Source organism: Agarivorans aestuarii (genome assembly GCF_019670125.1).
Classification (GTDB): domain Bacteria; phylum Pseudomonadota; class Gammaproteobacteria; order Enterobacterales; family Celerinatantimonadaceae; genus Agarivorans; species Agarivorans aestuarii.
In genome coordinates, this window is the sequence record NZ_AP023033.1 from 3,163,632 (window position 1) to 3,184,052 (window position 20,421).

At 44.0% G+C, this 20,421-nt stretch carries 24 protein-coding genes; 3 read left to right on the plus strand and 21 right to left on the minus strand.

Annotated features, from left to right (window positions below; translation table 11 throughout):
- Window positions 1-3 precede the first annotated feature (3 nt).
- The 10 genes from pdxJ to rpoE form a co-directional block, all read right to left on the minus strand.
- The gene (pdxJ, locus tag K5609_RS14695; RefSeq protein ID WP_221074299.1) at window positions 4-744 is read right to left on the minus strand and encodes a pyridoxine 5'-phosphate synthase; all 741 of its coding nucleotides are present in this window, start codon (window positions 742-744) and stop codon (window positions 4-6) included.
- Between the two features lie 24 nt (window positions 745-768).
- Window positions 769-1,476 carry a DNA repair protein RecO gene (recO, locus tag K5609_RS14700; RefSeq protein ID WP_221074300.1) on the minus strand — a complete coding sequence of 236 codons (708 nt, stop codon included), beginning with the start codon at window positions 1,474-1,476 and terminating at the stop codon, window positions 769-771.
- Between the two features lie 2 nt (window positions 1,477-1,478).
- Window positions 1,479-2,378: a GTPase Era gene (era, locus tag K5609_RS14705; RefSeq protein ID WP_221074301.1), complete on the minus strand. Its 900-nt coding sequence runs from the start codon at window positions 2,376-2,378 to the stop codon at window positions 1,479-1,481.
- Window positions 2,375-3,049, minus strand: a complete 675-nt coding sequence (gene rnc, locus K5609_RS14710; RefSeq protein WP_221077277.1) for a ribonuclease III — start codon at window positions 3,047-3,049, stop codon at window positions 2,375-2,377. Before rnc ends, era begins: the two co-directional genes overlap by 4 nt.
- Before the next feature lie 7 nt (window positions 3,050-3,056).
- Window positions 3,057-3,971 carry a signal peptidase I gene (gene lepB, locus K5609_RS14715; RefSeq protein ID WP_221074302.1) on the minus strand — a complete coding sequence of 305 codons (915 nt, stop codon included), beginning with the start codon at window positions 3,969-3,971 and terminating at the stop codon, window positions 3,057-3,059.
- A gap of 1 nt (window position 3,972) precedes the next feature.
- The gene (lepA, locus tag K5609_RS14720; RefSeq protein WP_221074303.1) at window positions 3,973-5,772 is read right to left on the minus strand and encodes a translation elongation factor 4; all 1,800 of its coding nucleotides are present in this window, start codon (window positions 5,770-5,772) and stop codon (window positions 3,973-3,975) included.
- Between the two features lie 199 nt (window positions 5,773-5,971).
- Window positions 5,972-6,436, minus strand: coding sequence for a SoxR reducing system RseC family protein (locus K5609_RS14725; protein WP_221074304.1), 465 nt, complete (start codon window positions 6,434-6,436; stop codon window positions 5,972-5,974).
- Entirely contained in the window at window positions 6,420-7,433 is a 1,014-nt protein-coding gene (locus K5609_RS14730) for a MucB/RseB C-terminal domain-containing protein (RefSeq protein ID WP_221074305.1), read from the minus strand. Before K5609_RS14730 ends, K5609_RS14725 begins: the two co-directional genes overlap by 17 nt.
- A gap of 32 nt (window positions 7,434-7,465) precedes the next feature.
- Window positions 7,466-8,002, minus strand: a complete 537-nt coding sequence (locus K5609_RS14735) for a sigma-E factor negative regulatory protein (RefSeq protein ID WP_221074306.1) — start codon at window positions 8,000-8,002, stop codon at window positions 7,466-7,468.
- Between the two features lie 22 nt (window positions 8,003-8,024).
- Complete coding sequence (gene rpoE, locus K5609_RS14740) at window positions 8,025-8,603, minus strand: RNA polymerase sigma factor RpoE (RefSeq protein ID WP_016402860.1); 579 nt, start codon at window positions 8,601-8,603, stop codon at window positions 8,025-8,027.
- Window positions 8,604-8,805: 202 nt separating this feature from the next.
- On the opposite strand from rpoE, the gene nadB reads away from it, so the two are divergent.
- Window positions 8,806-10,419, plus strand: coding sequence for an L-aspartate oxidase (gene nadB, locus K5609_RS14745; RefSeq protein ID WP_221074307.1), 1,614 nt, complete (start codon window positions 8,806-8,808; stop codon window positions 10,417-10,419).
- 53 nt (window positions 10,420-10,472) lie between these two features.
- On the opposite strand, the gene K5609_RS14750 is transcribed toward nadB, so the two are convergent.
- Window positions 10,473-10,871, minus strand: coding sequence for a hypothetical protein (locus tag K5609_RS14750; RefSeq protein WP_221074308.1), 399 nt, complete (start codon window positions 10,869-10,871; stop codon window positions 10,473-10,475).
- Window positions 10,858-11,103, minus strand: a complete 246-nt coding sequence (locus tag K5609_RS14755; RefSeq protein ID WP_016402863.1) for an FAD assembly factor SdhE — start codon at window positions 11,101-11,103, stop codon at window positions 10,858-10,860. The genes K5609_RS14750 and K5609_RS14755 overlap by 14 nt, the downstream gene beginning before the upstream one ends.
- A 155-nt stretch (window positions 11,104-11,258) precedes the next feature.
- Here K5609_RS14755 and ygfZ point away from each other — a divergent pair, with 155 nt between their 5' ends.
- Together ygfZ and K5609_RS14765 are read left to right on the plus strand one after the other, a co-directional pair.
- Window positions 11,259-12,203: a tRNA-modifying protein YgfZ gene (ygfZ, locus tag K5609_RS14760; protein WP_221074309.1), complete on the plus strand. Its 945-nt coding sequence runs from the start codon at window positions 11,259-11,261 to the stop codon at window positions 12,201-12,203.
- Window positions 12,204-12,237: 34 nt separating this feature from the next.
- Window positions 12,238-12,450 carry a DUF1289 domain-containing protein gene (locus K5609_RS14765; RefSeq protein ID WP_221074310.1) on the plus strand — a complete coding sequence of 71 codons (213 nt, stop codon included), beginning with the start codon at window positions 12,238-12,240 and terminating at the stop codon, window positions 12,448-12,450.
- A gap of 66 nt (window positions 12,451-12,516) precedes the next feature.
- On the opposite strand, the gene pstB is transcribed toward K5609_RS14765, so the two are convergent.
- The 9 genes from pstB to K5609_RS14810 all read right to left on the minus strand — a co-directional run bounded on the left by pstB (window position 12,517) and on the right by K5609_RS14810 (window position 20,357).
- Complete coding sequence (gene pstB / locus K5609_RS14770) at window positions 12,517-13,266, minus strand: phosphate ABC transporter ATP-binding protein PstB (RefSeq protein ID WP_016402866.1); 750 nt, start codon at window positions 13,264-13,266, stop codon at window positions 12,517-12,519.
- Window positions 13,267-13,275: 9 nt separating this feature from the next.
- Complete coding sequence (gene pstA / locus K5609_RS14775; protein WP_016402867.1) at window positions 13,276-14,118, minus strand: phosphate ABC transporter permease PstA; 843 nt, start codon at window positions 14,116-14,118, stop codon at window positions 13,276-13,278.
- On the minus strand, window positions 14,118-15,053 hold the full coding sequence (gene pstC, locus K5609_RS14780; RefSeq protein WP_152781663.1) for a phosphate ABC transporter permease subunit PstC: 936 nt from the start codon (window positions 15,051-15,053) through the stop codon (window positions 14,118-14,120). Before pstC ends, pstA begins: the two co-directional genes overlap by 1 nt.
- A gap of 77 nt (window positions 15,054-15,130) precedes the next feature.
- Window positions 15,131-15,946: a phosphate ABC transporter substrate-binding protein gene (locus K5609_RS14785; protein WP_152781665.1), complete on the minus strand. Its 816-nt coding sequence runs from the start codon at window positions 15,944-15,946 to the stop codon at window positions 15,131-15,133.
- A 217-nt stretch (window positions 15,947-16,163) separates the two neighbouring features.
- Complete coding sequence (mepK, locus tag K5609_RS14790) at window positions 16,164-16,730, minus strand: peptidoglycan L,D-endopeptidase MepK (protein WP_484765267.1); 567 nt, start codon at window positions 16,728-16,730, stop codon at window positions 16,164-16,166.
- A 154-nt stretch (window positions 16,731-16,884) separates the two neighbouring features.
- Window positions 16,885-18,624 (minus strand): L,D-transpeptidase family protein, encoded by a 1,740-nt coding sequence (locus K5609_RS14795; protein WP_221074312.1) that lies wholly within the window; start codon window positions 18,622-18,624, stop codon window positions 16,885-16,887.
- A 109-nt stretch (window positions 18,625-18,733) separates the two neighbouring features.
- Window positions 18,734-19,273: a DUF924 family protein gene (locus K5609_RS14800; RefSeq protein ID WP_221074313.1), complete on the minus strand. Its 540-nt coding sequence runs from the start codon at window positions 19,271-19,273 to the stop codon at window positions 18,734-18,736.
- A gap of 21 nt (window positions 19,274-19,294) precedes the next feature.
- The gene (locus K5609_RS14805) at window positions 19,295-19,738 is read right to left on the minus strand and encodes a hypothetical protein (RefSeq protein ID WP_221074314.1); all 444 of its coding nucleotides are present in this window, start codon (window positions 19,736-19,738) and stop codon (window positions 19,295-19,297) included.
- A complete protein-coding gene (locus K5609_RS14810; RefSeq protein ID WP_221074315.1) occupies window positions 19,731-20,357 on the minus strand; it encodes a helix-turn-helix transcriptional regulator in 627 nt (208 codons plus the stop codon). Before K5609_RS14810 ends, K5609_RS14805 begins: the two co-directional genes overlap by 8 nt.
- Window positions 20,358-20,421 lie beyond the last annotated feature (64 nt).

Below are 20,421 nucleotides of genomic sequence, written 5' to 3' on the forward strand. Positions count from 1 at the left end.
TGTTTACGCTTCACTTTTACGGGCTTGAACCATTAAAGCTTTCATTTCACGTACTGCTGCATCCATACCAACCATTACTGCACGAGCAATAATCGCATGACCAATGTTAAGTTCAATAATCTCTGGCATGGCAGCAATAGGTAATACGTTGTGGTAGTGCAAGCCATGACCAGCATTCACTTTTAAACCTTTATCGGCGGCATAGCTGGCTGCGGCGGCAATTTTTTTCAGCTCTGCTTGCTGCTCAGCTTCATCTGCTGCATCGGCGTAATGGCCAGTATGTAACTCAATAAATGGCGCTCCTGAAGCGATAGAAGCATCTATTTGCTCATCATCTGCATCAATAAACAGCGAAACTAAAATGCCAGCTTGGCTAAGCTTGGTTACCGCTTCGCTAATCTTTTCAAGATTACCAACTACGTCTAGTCCACCTTCGGTAGTTAGTTCTTCACGCTTCTCTGGCACCAAGCACACAAAATGTGGTTTGTGCTCACAAGCAATAGCTACCATTTCGTCGGTAACCGCCATTTCTAAGTTTAAGCGGGTTTGCACGGTTTCACTCATGATAGCAACATCACGATCAACAATATGGCGGCGGTCTTCCCTTAAATGAATGGTAATACCATCAGCGCCTGCCATCTCAGCAATGCCCGCTGCCAAAACTGGATCTGGGTAAGTTGTGCCGCGCGCTTGGCGAAGAGTGGCGATATGATCAACATTTACGCCTAATAAAATTTCACTCACGTATTTTCCTTTTTCAACAAGGCCTTAATTAAAGGCTCTATTGGTAGTTTTAATTTGGCTGAACAATTTGCGACTGGTCAATTCTCTGCCATTCAGCAGCTGAGCAATCACAATTCGACAAAATCGTTTTGCACATAATAGATGTTGTGCTTGCTGCGGGTCAAAAGCTAATAACATTAGTACTTCTTGATAGCTAAATTCCACATTAGAATAGCGGCTGATACTCGACACAAAACCTTCACCCAAGTGGTATTGATAATGTTGCCCTTGCACAAATTCTTCTGGCTCAGTTAAGGCAAAACCGAGTTCTGCTACTAACAGCAATTCAAATTCTCGTAAGCACGCCTCTAATGGCTGTTGTTTGGCCAAGGCCATTAAGCTGTCTTGATAATGGTGATACAAAGCTGGATAAGCGGTATTTTCTTCCAACAAGTAATAAAGCAACTCATTAAGGTACAGAGTGCTAAAAAGATATTGACCAAACAAAGGCAGCGCTAAGTTACTGGCTTCAACCTGTTTAAAGTTAAGTAAACTGCCTTTACCACTAAGCTCAACTAATAGCGGCACACCGGGTTGCAATATGCCTCGCCACTTAGAGCGTTTAGCTCTAGCCCCGCGAGCCACAGCACTCACTTTGCCATATTCGAGGGTAAACAGTTGTACTAATAAACTGGTTTCTCGATATGGCCGCGTATGAATAACAAACGCCGGTGTGAGTGCCTGTTCAGGCAAGCTTATTCGTCTCCGTAACCAAGACTACGCAAGGCGCGTTCGTCGTCAGCCCAACCGGATTTAACTTTCACCCACATCTCCAAGAACACTTTGTTATCAAACAAACGTTCCATATCTAGACGGGCTTCTCTACCAATGGTTTTTAGCTTCTCGCCTTTGTTGCCAATGATCATGCGTTTTTGGCTAGGACGCTCTACCAAAATAAGTGCGTTAATTTGATAAACACCATTTTCCTGCATTTTAAACTGCTCAATTTCTACGGTGGTAGAATATGGCAGTTCTTGGCCAGTAAATCGCATCAGCTTTTCGCGCACAATTTCTGCCGCCATAAAGCGTGATGAGCGGTCGGTAATGTAATCTTCAGGGAAAAAGTGCACGTTCTCTGGCAAGGTTTGTTGAGCCCACTCACGCAATTGTTCAACGTTTTTACCCTGCTTGGCAGAAATAGGCAAAATATGAGAAAAATCGAATTTCTCCTGCATCATTTTCATATGCGGGAACAGTTCTTCTTTTTCTTGCACGTTATCCACTTTATTAATGGCCAATACCACTGGCACTTTCAAGTGACGTAATTTACCTAAGACTAACTCATCGTCAGGATTCCACTTGGTGCCTTCAACCACAAAGATCACCATCGAAACATCACCCAGCGAACTGGTAGCCGCTCGGTTCATTAGGCGGTTAATTGCCCGTTGCTCTTCAATGTGCAAACCCGGCGTATCCACAAAGATAGTTTGATAAATATCATCGGTATCGATGCCCAAAATACGGTGGCGCGTAGTTTGAGGCTTTTTAGAGGTAATGCTTACCTTTTGGCCTAAAATGGAATTTAGTAGGGTTGACTTACCCACATTTGGGCGACCAACAATGGCGACAAAGCCACACCGTGTATCATAGTTCATACTAAACGCTCCAAGACCAATTCAGCCGCCACTTGCTCGGCCTTACGACGGCTAGTGCTAATACCAATAACTGGCTTATCTAAGCCTTCTACTACGCAGCTTACGGTGAATTGCTGATTATGTGCTTCGCCTTTAATTTCAACGACTTGATAGTCTGGTAAAGCTTGCTTTCTAGATTGCAGTATTTCCTGCAATCTAGTTTTAGGATCTTTTTGGCTAAGGCCCGGCTCGATAGTGTTTAGGCGATCTTTATACCAACGCAATAACAATTCTTTTGCGCTATCGTTACCGCTATCTAAATACACCGCGCCAATAATTGCTTCTACGGCATCGGCCAAAATTGACTCTCGGCGAAAACCACCGCTTTTCAATTCACCTGGTCCAAGCTTGATGTACTCGCCTAATTCAAAACTGCGGGCTAATTCAGCCAGGGTTTTACCTTTTACTAAAGTTGAGCGCATCGGGCTTAAATCGCCTTCCGATACATTAGGAAAGCGGTGATACAATTCGTCGGCAATTACCCAACTAAGCACTGCATCACCCAAAAACTCTAGACGCTCATTGTGCACACCACCGGCACTGCGGTGAGTAAGCGCTAGGTGCAATAAACTGTCGTCTTTAAATGTATACCCTATGGCACGCTGTAAGCGTTCTGGGTTTGAGCTAATCATCATCTACCTACTTGATCGCGCCAATGCGATTAAAGCGAACACCTGTGGGTATCCATCCCGGTAATATTGAATCCTCAGCACGCTCAAATTCAAAGCTAATCCATATTGCTACAGCTTTACCGACTAAGTGATCTTCAGACACAAACCCCCAGTAGCGACTATCGGTACTGTTATCACGGTTGTCACCGAAGGCTAAATAGTGGCCTTCTGGTACAATCCACTCATCTTTAGCCGTGCCCGGCTGTTGATAAAAGTATTGCACACGATCTGGTGCAGCAGGATTTATCAAAATCTCGTGTTCAACTTCTGCTAGGCTCTCTCTATAATTCTCTAGAGCCATTGGACCTTGTTTAAAGCGTCCAGACACTTCAAAGTCTAGCGGTACCGGTTTTAGCTCAGGACAAGGTTTTGCTTCACACTTCGGCTGAATAAACAGCTGCTTACCGCGATAAATCACTCGGTCACCAGGTAAGCCAACAATGCGCTTAATATAATCAATACGGGTATCTTGAGGGTATTTAAATACCGCAATATCACCACGTTTAGGTGAACCAGTTTCCACGATAGTGCTGCGAGTCACTGGGTCTTTTAGGCCGTAAGCGAACTTCTCTACCAAGATAAAGTCACCCACTAACAAAGTTGGCATCATAGAGCCAGATGGGATTTGGAAAGGCTCATAAATAAACGAGCGTAATACCATTACAATGGCGATGACCGGAAATACCGAGCGACCATTCTCAATCCAGCTTGGCGGCGTTGTGATTTTCTCTTCGGCGTCATTAGGCAATTCGCCGCCCGCAGCAGTACGGGCGCTTTGCAGTTTAAGTTCGCGTTGCTTTTCCCAATGAAACTTGTCTAAGGCCCAAATTATGCCCGTGACAAAGGTAGCAATAACCAGGATTAGCGGAAATATAGTGGCCATGTTAATCCTTACCAATATGAAGTACGGCTAAGAAGGCTTCTTGAGGCACTTCCACGTTACCTACTTGCTTCATGCGTTTTTTACCTTCTTTCTGCTTAGCTAACAGCTTTTTCTTACGGCTCACATCACCGCCGTAACACTTGGCAATAACGTTTTTACGCAACTGTTTAACCGTAGAACGGGCAATAATATGCATGCCAATTGAGGCTTGAATCGCAATATCAAACATTTGGCGAGGGATCAGCTCTTTCATCTTATCAACCACCTGACGCCCACGAGATTCAGAATGATCTTTGTGAGTAATCAAGGCTAGAGCATCAACTCTATCGCCGTTAATCATGATATCTACACGCACCATGTTAGCAGCATTAAAGTATTTGAAGTTGTAATCCAAAGACGCATAGCCACGGCTAGTAGACTTAAGCTTATCGAAGAAATCTAATACTACTTCGGCCATTGGAATTTCGTAAGTTAAGGCAACTTGCTTACCGTGATAAGCCATGTTCTTTTGCAAGCCACGTTTCTCAACACACAGGGTAATTACATTACCCAAGTATTCTTGAGGTACTAAAATATTTACCTCGGCGATAGGCTCACGAATTTCAGCAATATTGTTGGTAGGCGGCAGTTTGGCTGGGCTATCAACATAAATAACCTCACCTTTGTTCATCTCTACTTCGTAGATTACGGTAGGTGCAGTGGTAATTAAATCAAGGTCGTATTCACGCTCTAAACGCTCTTGAATAATTTCCATGTGCAACATGCCTAAGAAGCCACAGCGGAAGCCAAAGCCCAGTGCAGTAGAGTTCTCTGGCTCATAAAACAATGATGAATCGTTAAGGCTTAGCTTAGCAAGTGCATCACGGAAGTTTTCATACTCATCAGAGCTGGTTGGGAACAAGCCCGCATAAACCTGTGGTTTTACCTTCTTAAAGCCCGGCAGCGCCTCGGTAGCACCGTTTTTCTGGGTAGTTAGCGTATCGCCTACTGGCGCACCTAAAATTTCTTTAATACCGGCGATAACGTAACCTACTTCACCGGTTTTTAGCACGCCTGTACTGGTTTGTTTAGGTGTAAAGATACCCACTTCGTTAATCACGTGAGCTTGCCCTGTGGACATTACCATCATACGTTCGCCAGCTTTTAACTCGCCACTTTTAATACGTACTAAAGACACAACGCCTTGGTAGTTATCAAACCATGAATCAATAATTAGCGCTTGAACTGGCGCAGTATCGTCACCTTCAGGCGGCGGAACATCACGCACAATGGTTTCTAGAACATCTTCAATACCAAGGCCTGTTTTAGCTGAACAAACCGTTGCATCGGTGGCATCAATACCTACGATATCTTCGATTTCTTCTGCTACGCGATCAGGATCGGCCTGTGGCAAGTCAATTTTGTTTAGCACTGGAATAACTTCTAGATCCATTTCCATAGCGGTATAACAGTTCGCTAGGGTCTGTGCTTCTACGCCTTGCGCTGCGTCAACAACCAGTAAAGCACCTTCACATGCCGCCAATGAACGTGATACTTCATAAGTGAAGTCCACGTGTCCTGGGGTATCAATAAAGTTAAGCTGATAGGTTTCACCGTCTTTCGCGGTGTAATCCAAAGTTACACTTTGTGCTTTAATGGTAATTCCGCGTTCACGCTCTAAATCCATAGAGTCTAGAACTTGCGCTTCCATTTCGCGCGAGCTCAATCCACCACAGTGTTGAATCAGGCGATCAGATAAGGTCGATTTGCCATGGTCGATATGGGCAATAATCGAAAAGTTACGAATATTCTTATTTATCAAGAGCTTACCTATAAAAAATCATCTACAAGCGAATTGGGATTCACTTTTCTTAAAAATGCAGCAATCGCGCATTATATCGTTGACGCGGATACTACCACAATCCACTCAGAACCAAAAAAAATGCAGGCTTAAATTAGCAATTGTTTTGCGTCGCCCAAAATCAAAAAACGCCCATTACAGGGCGTTTTCGAAAAGAAGTTTATTGCTTAGCATGCATTTTGGGCCGATATCGTGCCTGCCGAGAAAAATAACGAGTAAGGCCACGAACAAATAAAAAACCTAGGGCTAAACCCAATAAGGTGCTTAACGCAATAACCCATTCACCAGCAATACCTTTCATAGTGATGAACTTGCCTAGGGCCGCACCAATCATCAACATAGCGATGGGTACGAGATAAACAAGCACCGCACTTTGCAGCATGTTTTTGGCGTTCAAGGCTAATTCTATCTGATCCCCCACTTCAACAGCCTCGGTAAGCTTTACCTGAAGCTGATGAACCCGGGTCGGAAACGCTTTAGCTATGGCGCTATTGCCGCAATTATCGGCACTGGCGCAACTACCACAGGCGCTTTTACTTACGCATTCAACTTTTGCGTAACCGTCACCCACCTCAACAACCTTTGCTGTTTCAATGATTAAAGCGGGATTACTGTACCGGCTCAACGGACTTCTCAAAGTAAGGACCAATAGTCACTGAATCAGCCATTTTTGAGGCAGTTTCTGGCGGAATTTCACCAACAACGGTGATTTCTATACCTTTGCGTACCACTGTATGTAAGCTGGTAGCACCTTGGCGAACCAGTTGCTCGCGTAAGGGGTTAGTTTTACCAACGGCATTGGCATAAACCGAAATATCAAACAAGCCATCGCTAAGTTTTATGTAATCAACTGATTCTGATATCGCTGCTAAAGAATGCTGTTCTTTTTGAGCCACTTTCATACCTTTGGGTGACCACCCCAAACGCCAGTTAATTTGGTGCTCTTGTTTCTCCGCCGACTCTTTGCCCATCACCGTACTGGGTAACTCTAAGCTGGCAAGCTCTGTCATCCACTCACTGGGCTTTTCATATTCAGCCAAGGTCACGGCCATATGCTGTTCAATTAATTCACCGTTTTGATCAACTACATCTAGACGCAAAGGTAAGTGAGAAGAGTAATCAATCCAAAGATACAAACCGTATAAATCGGAAGACTTTGGCACTATACGCATCACCTGTGCGGGTCGACCTGCAACCCGGCTTTTACCGGCAATCACTAAGTCAAAATTGCTTTGTAAGTCTTCCAGTTTTACTGCCGCTAAATTGCCAAACATGCCGGGTAAGCGACTTGAAGCCAAACTGTAAGGTGATTGCCCAGGTTCAAAAAAGGCTACCGTACCGTCACGGTACACCGCTTCGTTAGCAGGGCCATTTAAGTAAACGCGGTGGGCAACTTCCACACCGTTAACTACACCGTGAATTAAGCGCACAGGCTCTATGTGCCCTTGGCGAACCACAATGTAGGAAAGCTCGTATTGGCGTTGATGAAAAGCCTGTTGGTAATTTTGTAATAAACTCACCGCTGGGCTAGTTTGGCTAACTGAGGTAGCCGAGGCATCAGAGGTGGTTACGGGGGACTCTGCTGAAACAGAAAAAGATGCCAGTAATAAGATTACTGGCATCGAGATAGTCTTTAAGCGCATAGGCTAATTATTTACTCTACAATTCGTTGCTGGAAACGATGGTCCTGTAGGTAAGCGCTAATACGCTTACGCTGTTCCATAATTTCAGCTTCACTTAGCTCACGAGGCTGAGGATTAGACTGCAAGCTAACTGGTGCTACAGATCCACCCACCGGTACTGTATTAAATACTGGTAAAGGTTGGTCAGCATCGTTGGCTTGGAATGAGTATTGCTGAACACCAATAATAGCGGCTACCGCTACCGATGCTGCAATTGCATATTGCCCAGCATATTTGAAGAATCGAACTACACGTACAGACGATTCTTTTTGTTCGGCCGCCTGAGGTTTAGGGGCTACAATCGCTGGCTCTTGTTCCAAGGCAGCAGCTACACCACTGGCAATATCTATATCGATTTGCTTGGGTGTTTCTCCGCGAAGTACATCACCAATTAGGTGATAATTACTCCACTGCTCTGCGTGCTCCGGCTCATTGGCTAACAGATCTAACAGTGCTGCGTCGGTTAATTCGTTATCAACCAGTGCGGATAACTGTTCTTTATTTGCCATAATTAGTCATCAATCCCCAAAGTTACCTACTTAAAAGCGGTTGTATTCGCTTTTCAATTGCATCCCTTGCTCGGAAAATCCGTGATCTCACGGTACCGACAGGACAATCCATTACATTGGCAATCTCTTCGTAGCTTAAACCATCTATCTCACGAAGAGTAATTGCAGTGCGCAAATCATCAGGTAGTCCTTCCATTGTAGCAAAAACTACCTCTTTTATTTCTTCGGATAACAACAAAGTTTCTGGAGTGTCTGCTTCTTTCAAAGCATCTGCGCCATCATAGAACTCTGCTTCATCAGCATCCACATCATTTGCAGGGGGTCTTCGACCTTGAGCTACAATGTGATTTTTAGCAGTATTTACTGCAATTCGGTATAACCATGTATAAAACGCACTTTCTCCTCGAAAGTTTGGTAGTGCGCGGTAAGCTTTAATAAACGCATCTTGCGTTACATCGGCTACGTCCCCGTGATTCACTATATAGCGTGATATAAGGTTTGCTACCTTATGCTGATACTTTTGTACCAACAAATTAAATGCCGCCTTATCGCCACGTTGCGTCCTTTCGACCAACGTTTGATCTGTCCACTGTTCTGACATTTGTAACTACCGTCCCCCTAATGTTTGAGATTCGGTAGCTTTTTTGGCGGCACATCTCTTCAGACTGCTTGTTTTCAAAAAAGTTCTCTTCCAACCAAATAAAATTTTTGCGCCTCTGTGAGACACTGCAAACTTGCGTAAGTTTCAGTTAAACTAGCTTATACTCCAATTTTTCTTTTAACTACGTATAAGAGCGCATCTAATGGAATACACTAGCGATGTTCTAATAATAGGCAGTGGCGCTGCAGGCTTAACTATGGCCTTAAACTTGGCTGATTATGCCAAAGTCCACGTACTGAGCAAAGGTCCTCTCAAAGAAGGTTCCACTTATTATGCTCAAGGAGGCATCGCTGCTGTATTTGATAAGAATGACAGCGTAGAAGAACATGTCAATGACACCTTGATCGCGGGTGATGGCTTATGTGACGAAGACGCGGTTAAATTTACCGCAGAAAACAGCAAGCAATGCATTGACTGGCTAATTAACTTGGGTGTTCCGTTCGACCAAGAAACCGCCACCAATGGCGAAGCCAAGTACCACCTAACCCGTGAAGGCGGGCACAGCCGCCGCCGTATTTTGCATGCCGCGGATGCCACCGGTAAAGCGGTACAAAAAACGTTAGTACGTGCGGTACTAAGCCACCCTAACATCACTTTGCTAGAGCGTTTCAACGCCGTTGATTTAATTACCGAAACAGACAATGAGCAGAAAAAAGTAGTTGGAGCTTATGTTTGGAACCGCAATAAAGAGCGAGTAGAAGTGGTTAAAGCCAAGTTTGTGGCTATGGCCACTGGCGGTGCAAGTAAGGTTTACCAATATACCAGTAACCCAGATGTAAGTAGTGGTGATGGCATTGCCATGGCTTGGCGCGCGGGCTGCCGGGTAGGCAATATGGAATTTAACCAGTTCCACCCAACCTGTTTATTTCACCCAGAAGCGCGCAATTTTTTGCTTACCGAGGCCTTGCGTGGCGAAGGCGCTTTATTAAAACGCCCCGATGGCAGCCGCTTTATGCCAGACTTTGATTCTCGTGAAGAGTTAGCACCGCGAGATGTAGTGGCACGAGCTATCGATTATGAAATGAAGCGCTTGGGCGCAGATTGTGTTTATCTCGACATTAGCCATCGTGACGATGAGTTTATTGAACTGCACTTCCCTACCATTCTAAAACGCTGCCTAGAGCTGGGCATCGACATCCGCAAGCAAGCCATTCCGGTGGTTCCTGCTGCTCACTATACCTGTGGTGGCGTAGTCACCAACCTACAAGGCGAAACCGACTTAGCCAACTTATACGCCATTGGTGAAGTGGCTTACACCGGCCTGCATGGCGCTAACCGCATGGCCAGCAACTCCTTGTTGGAATGTGTGGTATTCGCCCACGCCGCTAGTGAGCACATCAAGCAGCACTTAAACGAGGTGCAGCTATGTGACAGCATTCAGCCTTGGGATGACAGTCAAGTAAGCGACTCCGACGAAGAAGTCATCATTAACCACAACTGGCATGAACTGCGCTTATTTATGTGGGACTACGTAGGCATTGTTCGCACTAACAAACGCTTGCAGCGCGCAATGCGCCGCATTCACTTGCTACAACAAGAGATTTTTGAGTACTACTCAAACTTTAAAGTGGGCAATAACCTGCTAGAGCTGCGTAATTTACTGCAAGTCGCCGAGTTGATAGTTGGCTGCGCGATGCGCCGTCATGAGAGCCGTGGCCTACATTACAACCTAGATTACCCAGATAAGTTGGATAAGATAAAACCCACTATTCTCGACCCCAATACCTTCTATCAAGAAGAAGATAGCGAAAGGTAATCAAAACAAGGCTTACAAGAGTAAGCCTTTTTTCTAGCTATGGGTTTGGTTGATTAGAGCCTTACTTCCGCCTTAGGATAATTAATCACAAAGCACAGCTTGCGGTAAACATGCTCCGGTAAGCTGTCGGCAAAAATTAGTTTACATTTAGGCACATCTTGCTCAAATACAACCACTAAACAACAACCCATTGCGACTCGAGAATAGTTTGACCAAGTGCATTCAAGAGGTTCGCCTTGTCCTTCAAAAACCATTTTGTCAGGGCTAAAGTAGCCGCTAGGTTGGTAATACCACCAATGAGAGACAAGCACGGCACTGGTTAACAGACAAAAAACCACGAGAGGTAATAACTTAGGAAAGAGGCTTAAAACCAAGCCTTGGAACAGCACACTAGCAGCTACTAAATACAAGTAGCTGCGTGAACGATGGGCCGAAAAGTTACACTTTGACACGCTTAAGGATATGCTCAACCATTGCAGCTAAAGGGGCATCTTCGCATTCTTTATGGCCCATAAACCAAGCAAATAAATCAGGATCGTCACAAGCAAGTAAGCGTTTAAAGGTAAGTTTTTGCTCGTCGCTTAGTTCATCGTATGCTTCATCAACAAAGGGCATAAACAAAACATCTAGCTCTAACATCCCACGACGACAAGCCCATTTTAAACGTGATTTATTTTCCTGCATGTTGTTCCTTGTAGACATGAGTTACACTGGTCAGCATCAACTTATTTCGACTAAAAGCCTTATAAGTAGTGCTGTAAAAGTATTGACGAAGATACCATTTCAACAACAAAATTACACCCTTATAAGCTTGACTTAGCTCTCAACGGAAGCCGACTATGTCTCAACAAACTTTATGTACTCTTCCTCCATTATTGGTTCAACCTTTGGATCAGTGGCACCTAGTTAGAGTAAGTGGCGAAGACGCCCAAAGCTATTTACAAGGCCAACTTAGCTGCGATGTAAATAGCCTATTACCAGGCCAACAAAGCTTGGCTGCTCACTGTGACCCTACCGGAAAAATGTGGTCGGTATTGCGTCTACTGCGCTTGGAGCAAGACTACCTTTACTTACAACCAGCATCTTTAGCAGAGTCGCAGTTAAAAGAACTGAAAAAGTATGCGGTGTTTTCGAAGGTAAATATCGAAACAGAATCCACATTACATACAGTAGCGGTAATGGGAGCCGAAGCGCCTCACTATATTGCCGAGCAATTTGGTGAAGAAATTGCCAGCCATGGCGGCCTAATTGAGCAAGGTATTTGTGTACATATTGATGGCCCGAAACGCCGCTACTTGGTGATCACAGAAGATAACAATTGGGGGGCAGATGCTCCTAACAGTGATCTTGATGCCAATGAGCTTTGGCGCGCCTTGCAGATTGTTTCTGGTTTACCCACCATTGAACAGGCAACTCAGCAGCAATTTATTCCTCAAGCGCTTAACTTGCAGCATTTAAACGCCTTAAGTTTTTCTAAGGGCTGTTATACCGGCCAAGAAACCATTGCTCGAGCCAAGTATCGCGGCGCAAATAAACGCGCTTCGTTACGTTTAGCTGGTCACGGTGCTACTTTACCTAAAGCTGGAGATAGACTAGAACAGCAAATGGGTGACAACTGGCGCGGCAAAGGAACTGTATTACAAGCAGTTCAATTAGAACCGGGTTACGTGGAGCTATTGGCAGTGCTAAACAACGATACCGATGCAGAGGCTAAGTTTCGCTTAGCAGGCGATGAGCAAAGCTTGTATACCATCGCTCAACTGCCCTACGGCTTAGTAGACTAAACTAGTATTAAGCGCATGTAGAGATTGCCTAGCCATGGAATTACACAAACTTATTGATTCGCCCTGTATCAGGCAATGCACCCTTGACGGTGATGATGTTTGTGTTGGCTGCTTTCGCCACCTCGATGAGATTTGCGCTTGGAGTAGTTCTAACAATGCATCTCGAAAAGCGATTTTGCAGCGCTGCGAACAACGCCGAAAACTAGCGCCGCAATGGCAATTTAATCCCAGTATTGTTAAGCGCTAAAAGCCGTAGATTAGATACAAAAAAGCCGCAGAACATAGCTCTGCGGCTTTTATTTATATCTAATACTTAACCAAAATCGCCATTCACGTAGCCGCGAGTACGCTCATCCACTGGCGCATTAAATACTTGGTCGGTATCGCCATGCTCAACCAACTCGCCCATCCAAAAGAAGGCGGTTTTATCTGAAATACGCTTAGCTTGAGCCATTGAGTGCGTCACAATCACAATAGTGAATTTTTTGCGCAACTCGTCCATCAACTCTTCAATCTTGTGAGTAGCAATAGGATCTAAGGCACTGGTTGGCTCATCCATTAAAATTACGTCTGGTTGAATGGCAATGGTGCGCGCAATACACAGGCGCTGTTGTTGTCCACCAGATAAACCAAAAGCAGGGCTATTTAAGCGGTCACTTACTTCATCCCATAAAGCTGCACTGCGTAGCGCTGTCTCTACTGTTTCATCAAGGATCTTTTTATTACGAATACCTTGGGCTTTCAAGCCGTAGGCTACATTTTCATAAATGCTCATTGGGAATGGGTTAGCTTTTTGAAACACCATACCCACTTTCATGCGAAGCGCCGCCACATTGCGGTCTTGATAAATGTCTTTGCCTTCTAACTTTACGTCACCTTTAATTGTCACGTTTTCAATTAAATCGTTCATACGATTTAAGGTGCGCAATAAAGTAGATTTACCGCAGCCCGAAGGGCCAATTAAAGCGGTAACTTTCTTTTCAGGGATCGGTAAGTTAATCCCTTTAAGGGCGTGAGTGTCACCGTAATGTAGGTCTAGTTGGTTAACGTCAAACTTATTCATATCAATCTCTTAGTAAGAAGCTTTGTTGAATCGGCTAGCGATCAGCTTAGTTGTTAGGTTAATAAGCAGTACTAAAACAATCAGTACTGTTGCAGTTGCATAAGCCTGATTCCATTCATGAACAGTGAACAATTCTTGAGTTAATTTGTATAAATGAACCGTTAAAGTTCGACCTGAATCCATCACTGATTCAGGGATACGAGTTACCATACCCGCGGTTAAGAATACCGGTGCAGATTCACCAATAATTCGACCGGTACTTAAGATAACTGCAGTAACAATGCCCGGCATTGCCGACGGTAGTACCACACGCCAAATTGTGTAAATACGTGAGCTTCCCAAACCATAAGAGGCTTCGCGATAAGCTTGAGGCACCGCAATTAGCGCTTCTTCGGTAGTACGAATAATCACTGGCAAAATCAAAATGGCTAGCGTTAAGGCGCCCGACAAAATAGAGAAACCCAAACCTAAGGTAACCACAAAGAAGGTCATACCAAACAAACCGTAAATGATCGACGGTATGCCCGCTAGCGACTCAGTACAGAAGCGAATAACCTTTACTAATTTACTCCCTGGCTTTGCATATTCGGTCAGGTATAAAGCGGTCATAATGCCGATAGGCGCAGCAATTGCGATAGACAGTCCAACCATGTAAATGGTGGAAACAATCATCGAGAAAATACCCGAGGTTTTGCCAACGGTTGTATAAGCAGAGCTAATAAACTCCCAGCTAACATGGCTTAAACCGTTGCTTAAAATATGCCAAAGCATCCATACCAAGAATAAAATGGTCATGCCGGCTCCGCCCCAAATCAGGCTAAGAGCAATTCTGTCTTCAATACGGCGGCGCATTACTTCACCCTCTTACGGTTTAATACCACTAAGCTGGTATTCAAAATCATCACAAATACCAATAAAACAATACCCGTTGAATACAAAGAGCTGGCATGAATGCCTGTGGCATAAGACATCTCTAAGGCGATGTTAGCGGTTAGGGAACGGGCTGAATCTAATAGCGAACCCGGCATTGCTGTTGAGTTACCCATCACCATAATAATGGCCATGGTTTCGCCTACGGCGCGAGCAACACCTAGCACCACACCTGCCAGTATTCCCGAACGGGCGGCTGGCAACATCACCTTAAAAATGGTGAACATCGGCGAAGCACCTAAGGCATAAGAGCCTTCTTTATAAGTCCGCGGAATCGCTCTAATAGACGTTTCTGCAATAGTGATTACGGTAGGTAAAATCATCACCGCCAAAACAATGATGGCTGCTAACAAAGTACTACCAGCAGGAACATTAAACGTTGATTCAATTGCCGGAACAATAATAACCAAACCAAAGAAACCATATACTACCGACGGAATGCCAGCTAGCAGCTCTACGGCAGGGCGAATGATATTTGCCAACCATTTCGGCGCAACTTCAGCTAAGAATATTGCCGTTAGTAAGGCTACTGGCACGCCAATAACTACCGCACCTAAGGCCGATACCACCGACGCAACAATCATGGCACCAATGCCATATAAAGCTGGCGGATACCAATCTACACCAAGTAAGAAGTTGGTTAATCCGGCAAACTGAATGGCCGGTAAGCCCTCAAGCACCAAGAAGTAGCCAATAGTCGCCACCGATAGCACACCAATTAGTGCACTGACCAAAAACAGCAAGTTAAAGAAACGACCAACCCAGTCGACCTTTTGGGAAGACTGGCTAAGCGCTTCTAATAGCGCAGAATTTTTCAACTCAAATTCTTGAGTTGGAGCAGCAATCGTTTGATTCATTTTAAAATTATTCCAAAATCAACGTACAACAAAGAGGCATTAAACAATGCCTCTTTTCTTCGTTCCAAATGGGAAGCTTAATTAACTTCGATGTAGCCTTCTTCAGCAACAATCGCTTGACCATCAGTACCCATAATGAAATCTAGGAACTGTTGAGCTTCAGGAGCAGGTTGGTTGTTCACCAACAATACGAATGGACGCGCAATACCGTAAGAGCCAGATTTGATGTTGTCTTTAGTCGCTGCTGCACCTTCAATAGATACTGCTGCTAAAGAGTCATCAACCGAACCTAAAGAGATGAAACCAATAGCGTAAGGGTTGTTAGCCACTAAAGTTTTAATTGCACCATTACCACTAGCAACCTGTGCACGTGGAGAGATAGCCGTAACAGTTACATCGTTGATTTTACGAGTTAGACCCATAATGTCTTCAAATGCACCACGAGTACCCGAACCTACTTCGCGAGTAACTGCAACGATAGGTTGGTCAGCGCCACCTACTTCTTTCCAGTTATTAATCTCACCCATGTAGATTTTTTTAACCTGCTCAATGCTTAAATCTTTTATTTCATTAGCATTGTTTACAGCTACTGCAATTCCGTCCATTGCCATAACAATTTCTTGAGTTACTTCATTCTTTTCAGAATCTTTAACATCACGAGAAGACATACCAATCATGCTAGTACCTTCTTTAGCAGCTCGAATACCTGCAGAAGAACCAGTACTTTGAACTTCAACAACGTCATGCTGAGTTGCTTGGTATTTTTCAGCTAATACTTCCATGATTCCTGATACCGAAGTAGAACCAGAAACGGTAACAGTGTTACTTGCAAACGCGCTAGTAGCAAACAACATAGAAGCAGCACTTAATGCCGTGATTAACTTGGTTTTCATAACATTTCTCTTTGCAATTAAAAATAACAATCAATTTGTCTAAGTCGGGATGCATTGAAACAATCAAATATGACAGATAGATTACAAAAAGAATTAATAGGATATTTTTTGGATTTATTCTGGAGTTTTTATTTGGATTTTATATTTAAAGCGGTTTTTATGACTAAAATTTAACAAAGAAAAGGGCGAACACAGCATTAGCAATTCGCCCTAAGTATTAAGACCCGCGCCAGCTGCGCACTCTTCCAGTGTCTAAATGAATAAAATCACTAGATGGGTAATAGCCTACTCCACCAAGTTTTAGCTCAAGCGCATGTTTATGAACCTTCGCAAGAGATTGCCCCTTAACGCGCAGATCCACAGCTTGACCGGTCATATGGAAGCTTTTTTTAGCTACCCCGCCACCATTTTTACGCAGCATCTCATTGGTTGCCAGTGATCGATAGCCAGATATGATATCAAAATGCACCTTTCCACCTAAACGATCTTGCAACAAGGCCATTTGCATATATAAGGCTTTATCCATCTCAGTGGCTTCATTACGTCTAAAATCACGTAACAATTGATCCAACAGCCCTACTTCCTTGTCTTGAAACTCACCACTTTTCCAAAAACATACCTCACAGCTTTCGTTGGTATGTAAATTGGTCATGCTTAGAAAGCGCTCTCCCGGCAACTCCCTCGCAATACTAGAACTCGCATAGCTTTTTGGTATTCCAAGACCGACTAACCCAGCGCCTAACCCTAACAACAACGACCGCCGTTTTATATTTCGGTCTAACATCAACACTCACTCCAAATGGATCGAAAAACAATCAATTTGGAGAAAAATACCGACAAACAGCCTAAAAAGCAAACAAAGCTCTAGATTTTAGTCATACCATTTGGAAAAGGATCGTTTACAGATACCAGCTAGTAGTTTGTTTAAACTAGATTTTCTAGCTCGCTAAAAAAGAATCCGCAGAGGCAAAATTATAAATATCTTTTCGATAATGTAGCCCGCCACTACCATCAAACCACGAGGTAAAATACACCAAGTAAACCGGTACTTTTTGTTTCAATGGAACCCATTTAGGCTCACCTTTAGCAATCAAACGCTGTTTATACTGTTCGCTATAACCCGCCTGTTTGAGCAAAGTCTCTGCTAGGTAATCAGCCGCCTCAACCCGCACGCAGCCGGAACTAAAAGCCCGATGTTGCTCAGAGAACAATTCCGGTGAAGAAGTATCATGTAAATAAACCGCAAACTGATTATCAAAATGAAACTTATAAGCACCTAGTGCGTTACCAGGCCCAGGGCGCTGGCGCATACGATAAGGAAAAGCGCCAGTGTCTTTAACTCGTGTCCAATCGATTTGCTCTCTGGGCACGGCTTGTCCCTGATAGTCAAACAACTCAAAACGTTGCTGGTCAACGTAACCAGGGTTACGACGCAGCTTAGGAATTATGTCTTTACGAACAATGGTTCTTGGCACGTTCCAATAAGGGTTTATCACCACACTACTTATTTCACTCACCAATAAAGGCGTAGCTCGTGAAGCTCTGCCAACTACCACTTTAGATTGAAAGACCTCACTGTCTTTATCTAGATAAGTCATCTGATAAGCTGGCACATTAACCATAATACGCTGCTGATTAGAACTGAGCATAAAGCGCTCAAGTAACTGCTTACGCAGTAAGTTTCTGGCCAACATTTTGGAGCGATTCACTGGCTTAAAGTTTAGCCAATACAGGGTATCGCTCCCTACTATGCCATCAGCCTTTAAACCATGCTGCGTTTGGAAACGCTTTAACGCAATTACAGTGTCTGCGTCCAAAGTATCTAATTGCAAATCAACAAACTGATTAGCGATATCAAACTCAGCAAGACGCTGGCGAATTAAGGGTACCCGCCAGTCACGACTGTTTAAGCTAATCAGCGGTCCACTTGCAATATTCACTTGTTGTTTTCGCTGCTGTTGCACATTTAACCAATGCAAAATCTGCTGACGATAACGCAAACGCTCAATGTTCAGTTCACCGCGCATACTACTTAACTGCTGATACAAATCTGCTCGGCTTAAGTGAGCCAGCCACGGTTCATCAATTAGTATCACCAAGGGCTTAGCAGTAATGTTGTTTAAGGCCATACTTTGGGCATAATCTAAACGCATTAACTGCTGGCAAAATGCCATTAAGCCCAAAAAGGCATCGGTATATAAGGCTTCCCACTGTGGGTTATCGTTGTTTATCGCATTTATTTGCGCCAGCCAATCACTTAACTGTTTTGGGCCACCAGCTAAACTAAACTCCAACAACATCCACTGTAGTTGGTCACGGGTATTTCTCGCCTGGGGGTAACCATACCAAAGTGAATCGGGATGAAAATATTGAATGGATTGTTGAAGATCTGGATAACGAACTTGGTAGTCTTCTGCCTTAAGCACCAAGGCTGACTCTCTACTCGCTTGAACTGGCCAACTTAAGCGACTTAATAAGCGCTCTCCTACACCTAATTCACTATTTGGAGAAGTATCTAAAGCCTTAATAGCCGATTGCGAAATGTCAGTATCAAGATGAGTTTGATTGGCTTGTGTAAACACATTACTGGCTTGCTCGTTAGGCCCAAGCAAGCTTACCGCTGCATGAAGATGCAAACTAAAACAACTTACAATAATGCCCAACAACAACCTGCTCACTGGCTACTCCAACACCAAACAACACCCTTTAAGCTTAGTGTCTAACGGGTATTGGCAGCACAAAAAAACATGACAATTTTATGTCACGATTTTAAGTTATTGAGATCATTTAGAAAGAAGAGTCAGGCCCCGCTAAAAAAGCGATTTCTTCAGGGCTAGACTCTCTACCAAGTATTTGATTACGGTGTGGGTAGCGTCCAAAGCGCTCAATAATCACTTTATGCTTTAGCTCAAACTGATAGTTATTTTCTAACCCTGGTGCCTTAAACAACTGCTCTGCCTGCTGGTGAATAACTAAGGATTCGCTATGCATATACGGCATATATAAAAAGCTTCGTTGGCTTAGATTAAGCTGCTGATCAAACCCTTTTGCTACTGCTTGCTGCGAAAGGCATAGTGCTAATGAATCGTTAGCAAAAGCACCAGCTTGACCACGATGAATATTTCTTGAGAACTGATCCAATATTATGATTTCAGCTAAGCTTGCTTGCGCTTGCTCGCGCCAAGTAAATAACTCACCACTGACAGCTTGTTGCAACAAAGCAAAAAACTGACTACTAATGAGTTCATCAATCTTAGCGTCTACACTAAACCACTGTTGTGGGTTTAGCTGTTCAAACCAAAAATCTAAAACGTCTTGATAAGCCATACTTGCCTCTTTATTCATTGACTAACAGCCACAGTCGCCTTGTAAGTTCCACTGGCATTGCTGGTAGTTTTCGAAAGTGGAAATTTGACTTATATACCCTACAACTTCACAGCCTTGTTCTCCCCAAGTACAGCCAGGGCGAACTTGATTTTCTACTGTTATGGCTGTCGCTTGGTAGCGAAAATTTTGAGCTAAACTCAATCCAGCTTGGGTTAACAGCGGGCTCTCTTTTGCTCCCCATAAACTCACTAGTTTGCCTTCGCGCATCATAATGGGATGAGTTCCATCAAGAGCGGTTTGCAACACAATGTCTGGACGAATCGGAAGATTGGAAGGGAAATAGTAACTACAACCACATCCCCACCGCTGCTCAGCCACTGGAATAGCTTGCAACTCACAGGAATAAGTAACACTACTTATCATTACTAATAACGCAGTGCAGAATCCAACAACAAACTTATTCATAACCATCCAAAGGCGTTAAGGTATAGGCACAACGACGCGAGCCAGCAACAATGTGTTCGGTGCGCTCTACCTCGCATTCGCTAAACAGCTTCTGCAGCATATCAAGTTCAGAGCGGCATAACCCTTGGCATTCGGTAGCAGCTATGCAAATCGGGCAATGATCTTCAACAAACAGGTAACTACCTTGCTGACGCTGCCAATTGGCCATGTAACCTTCTTGGCTGCGCTTATTGCTCAAAAGCTCTAACTTGTCGGCAATACTGGTAATGCCATCCATCGCTTGTAGGTAAGCAGTAAAACTCTGCTGCTCACGATGACTAACCAATTGTTCTAAGCCAGATTCACCGAATACCTGCTTCACCGCACCGATAAGCTGAACACTTAAATCGCTGTGGCAATCAGGAAAACGCCCATGGCCTTTGTCGGTTAATTGCCAATAACGAGTTGGTCTACCTACTTTTACTTTTTTGTCGAAGTGTTCGATTAGCTCATCGTTTTCTAAGCTTTGCAGGTGCTGACGAACGCCCATGGTAGTGATATCAAGCTGTTCGGCTAACATCTTTACCGTAAGCCCGCCCTGGCTTTTTATTCGATATAAGATGTTATCTGTGGTTTTCATGAATTTGTCCTGCGCCTTTATTAAGCACATTATTGACATTGCGCTAGGCTTTGTAAAGCTAGCA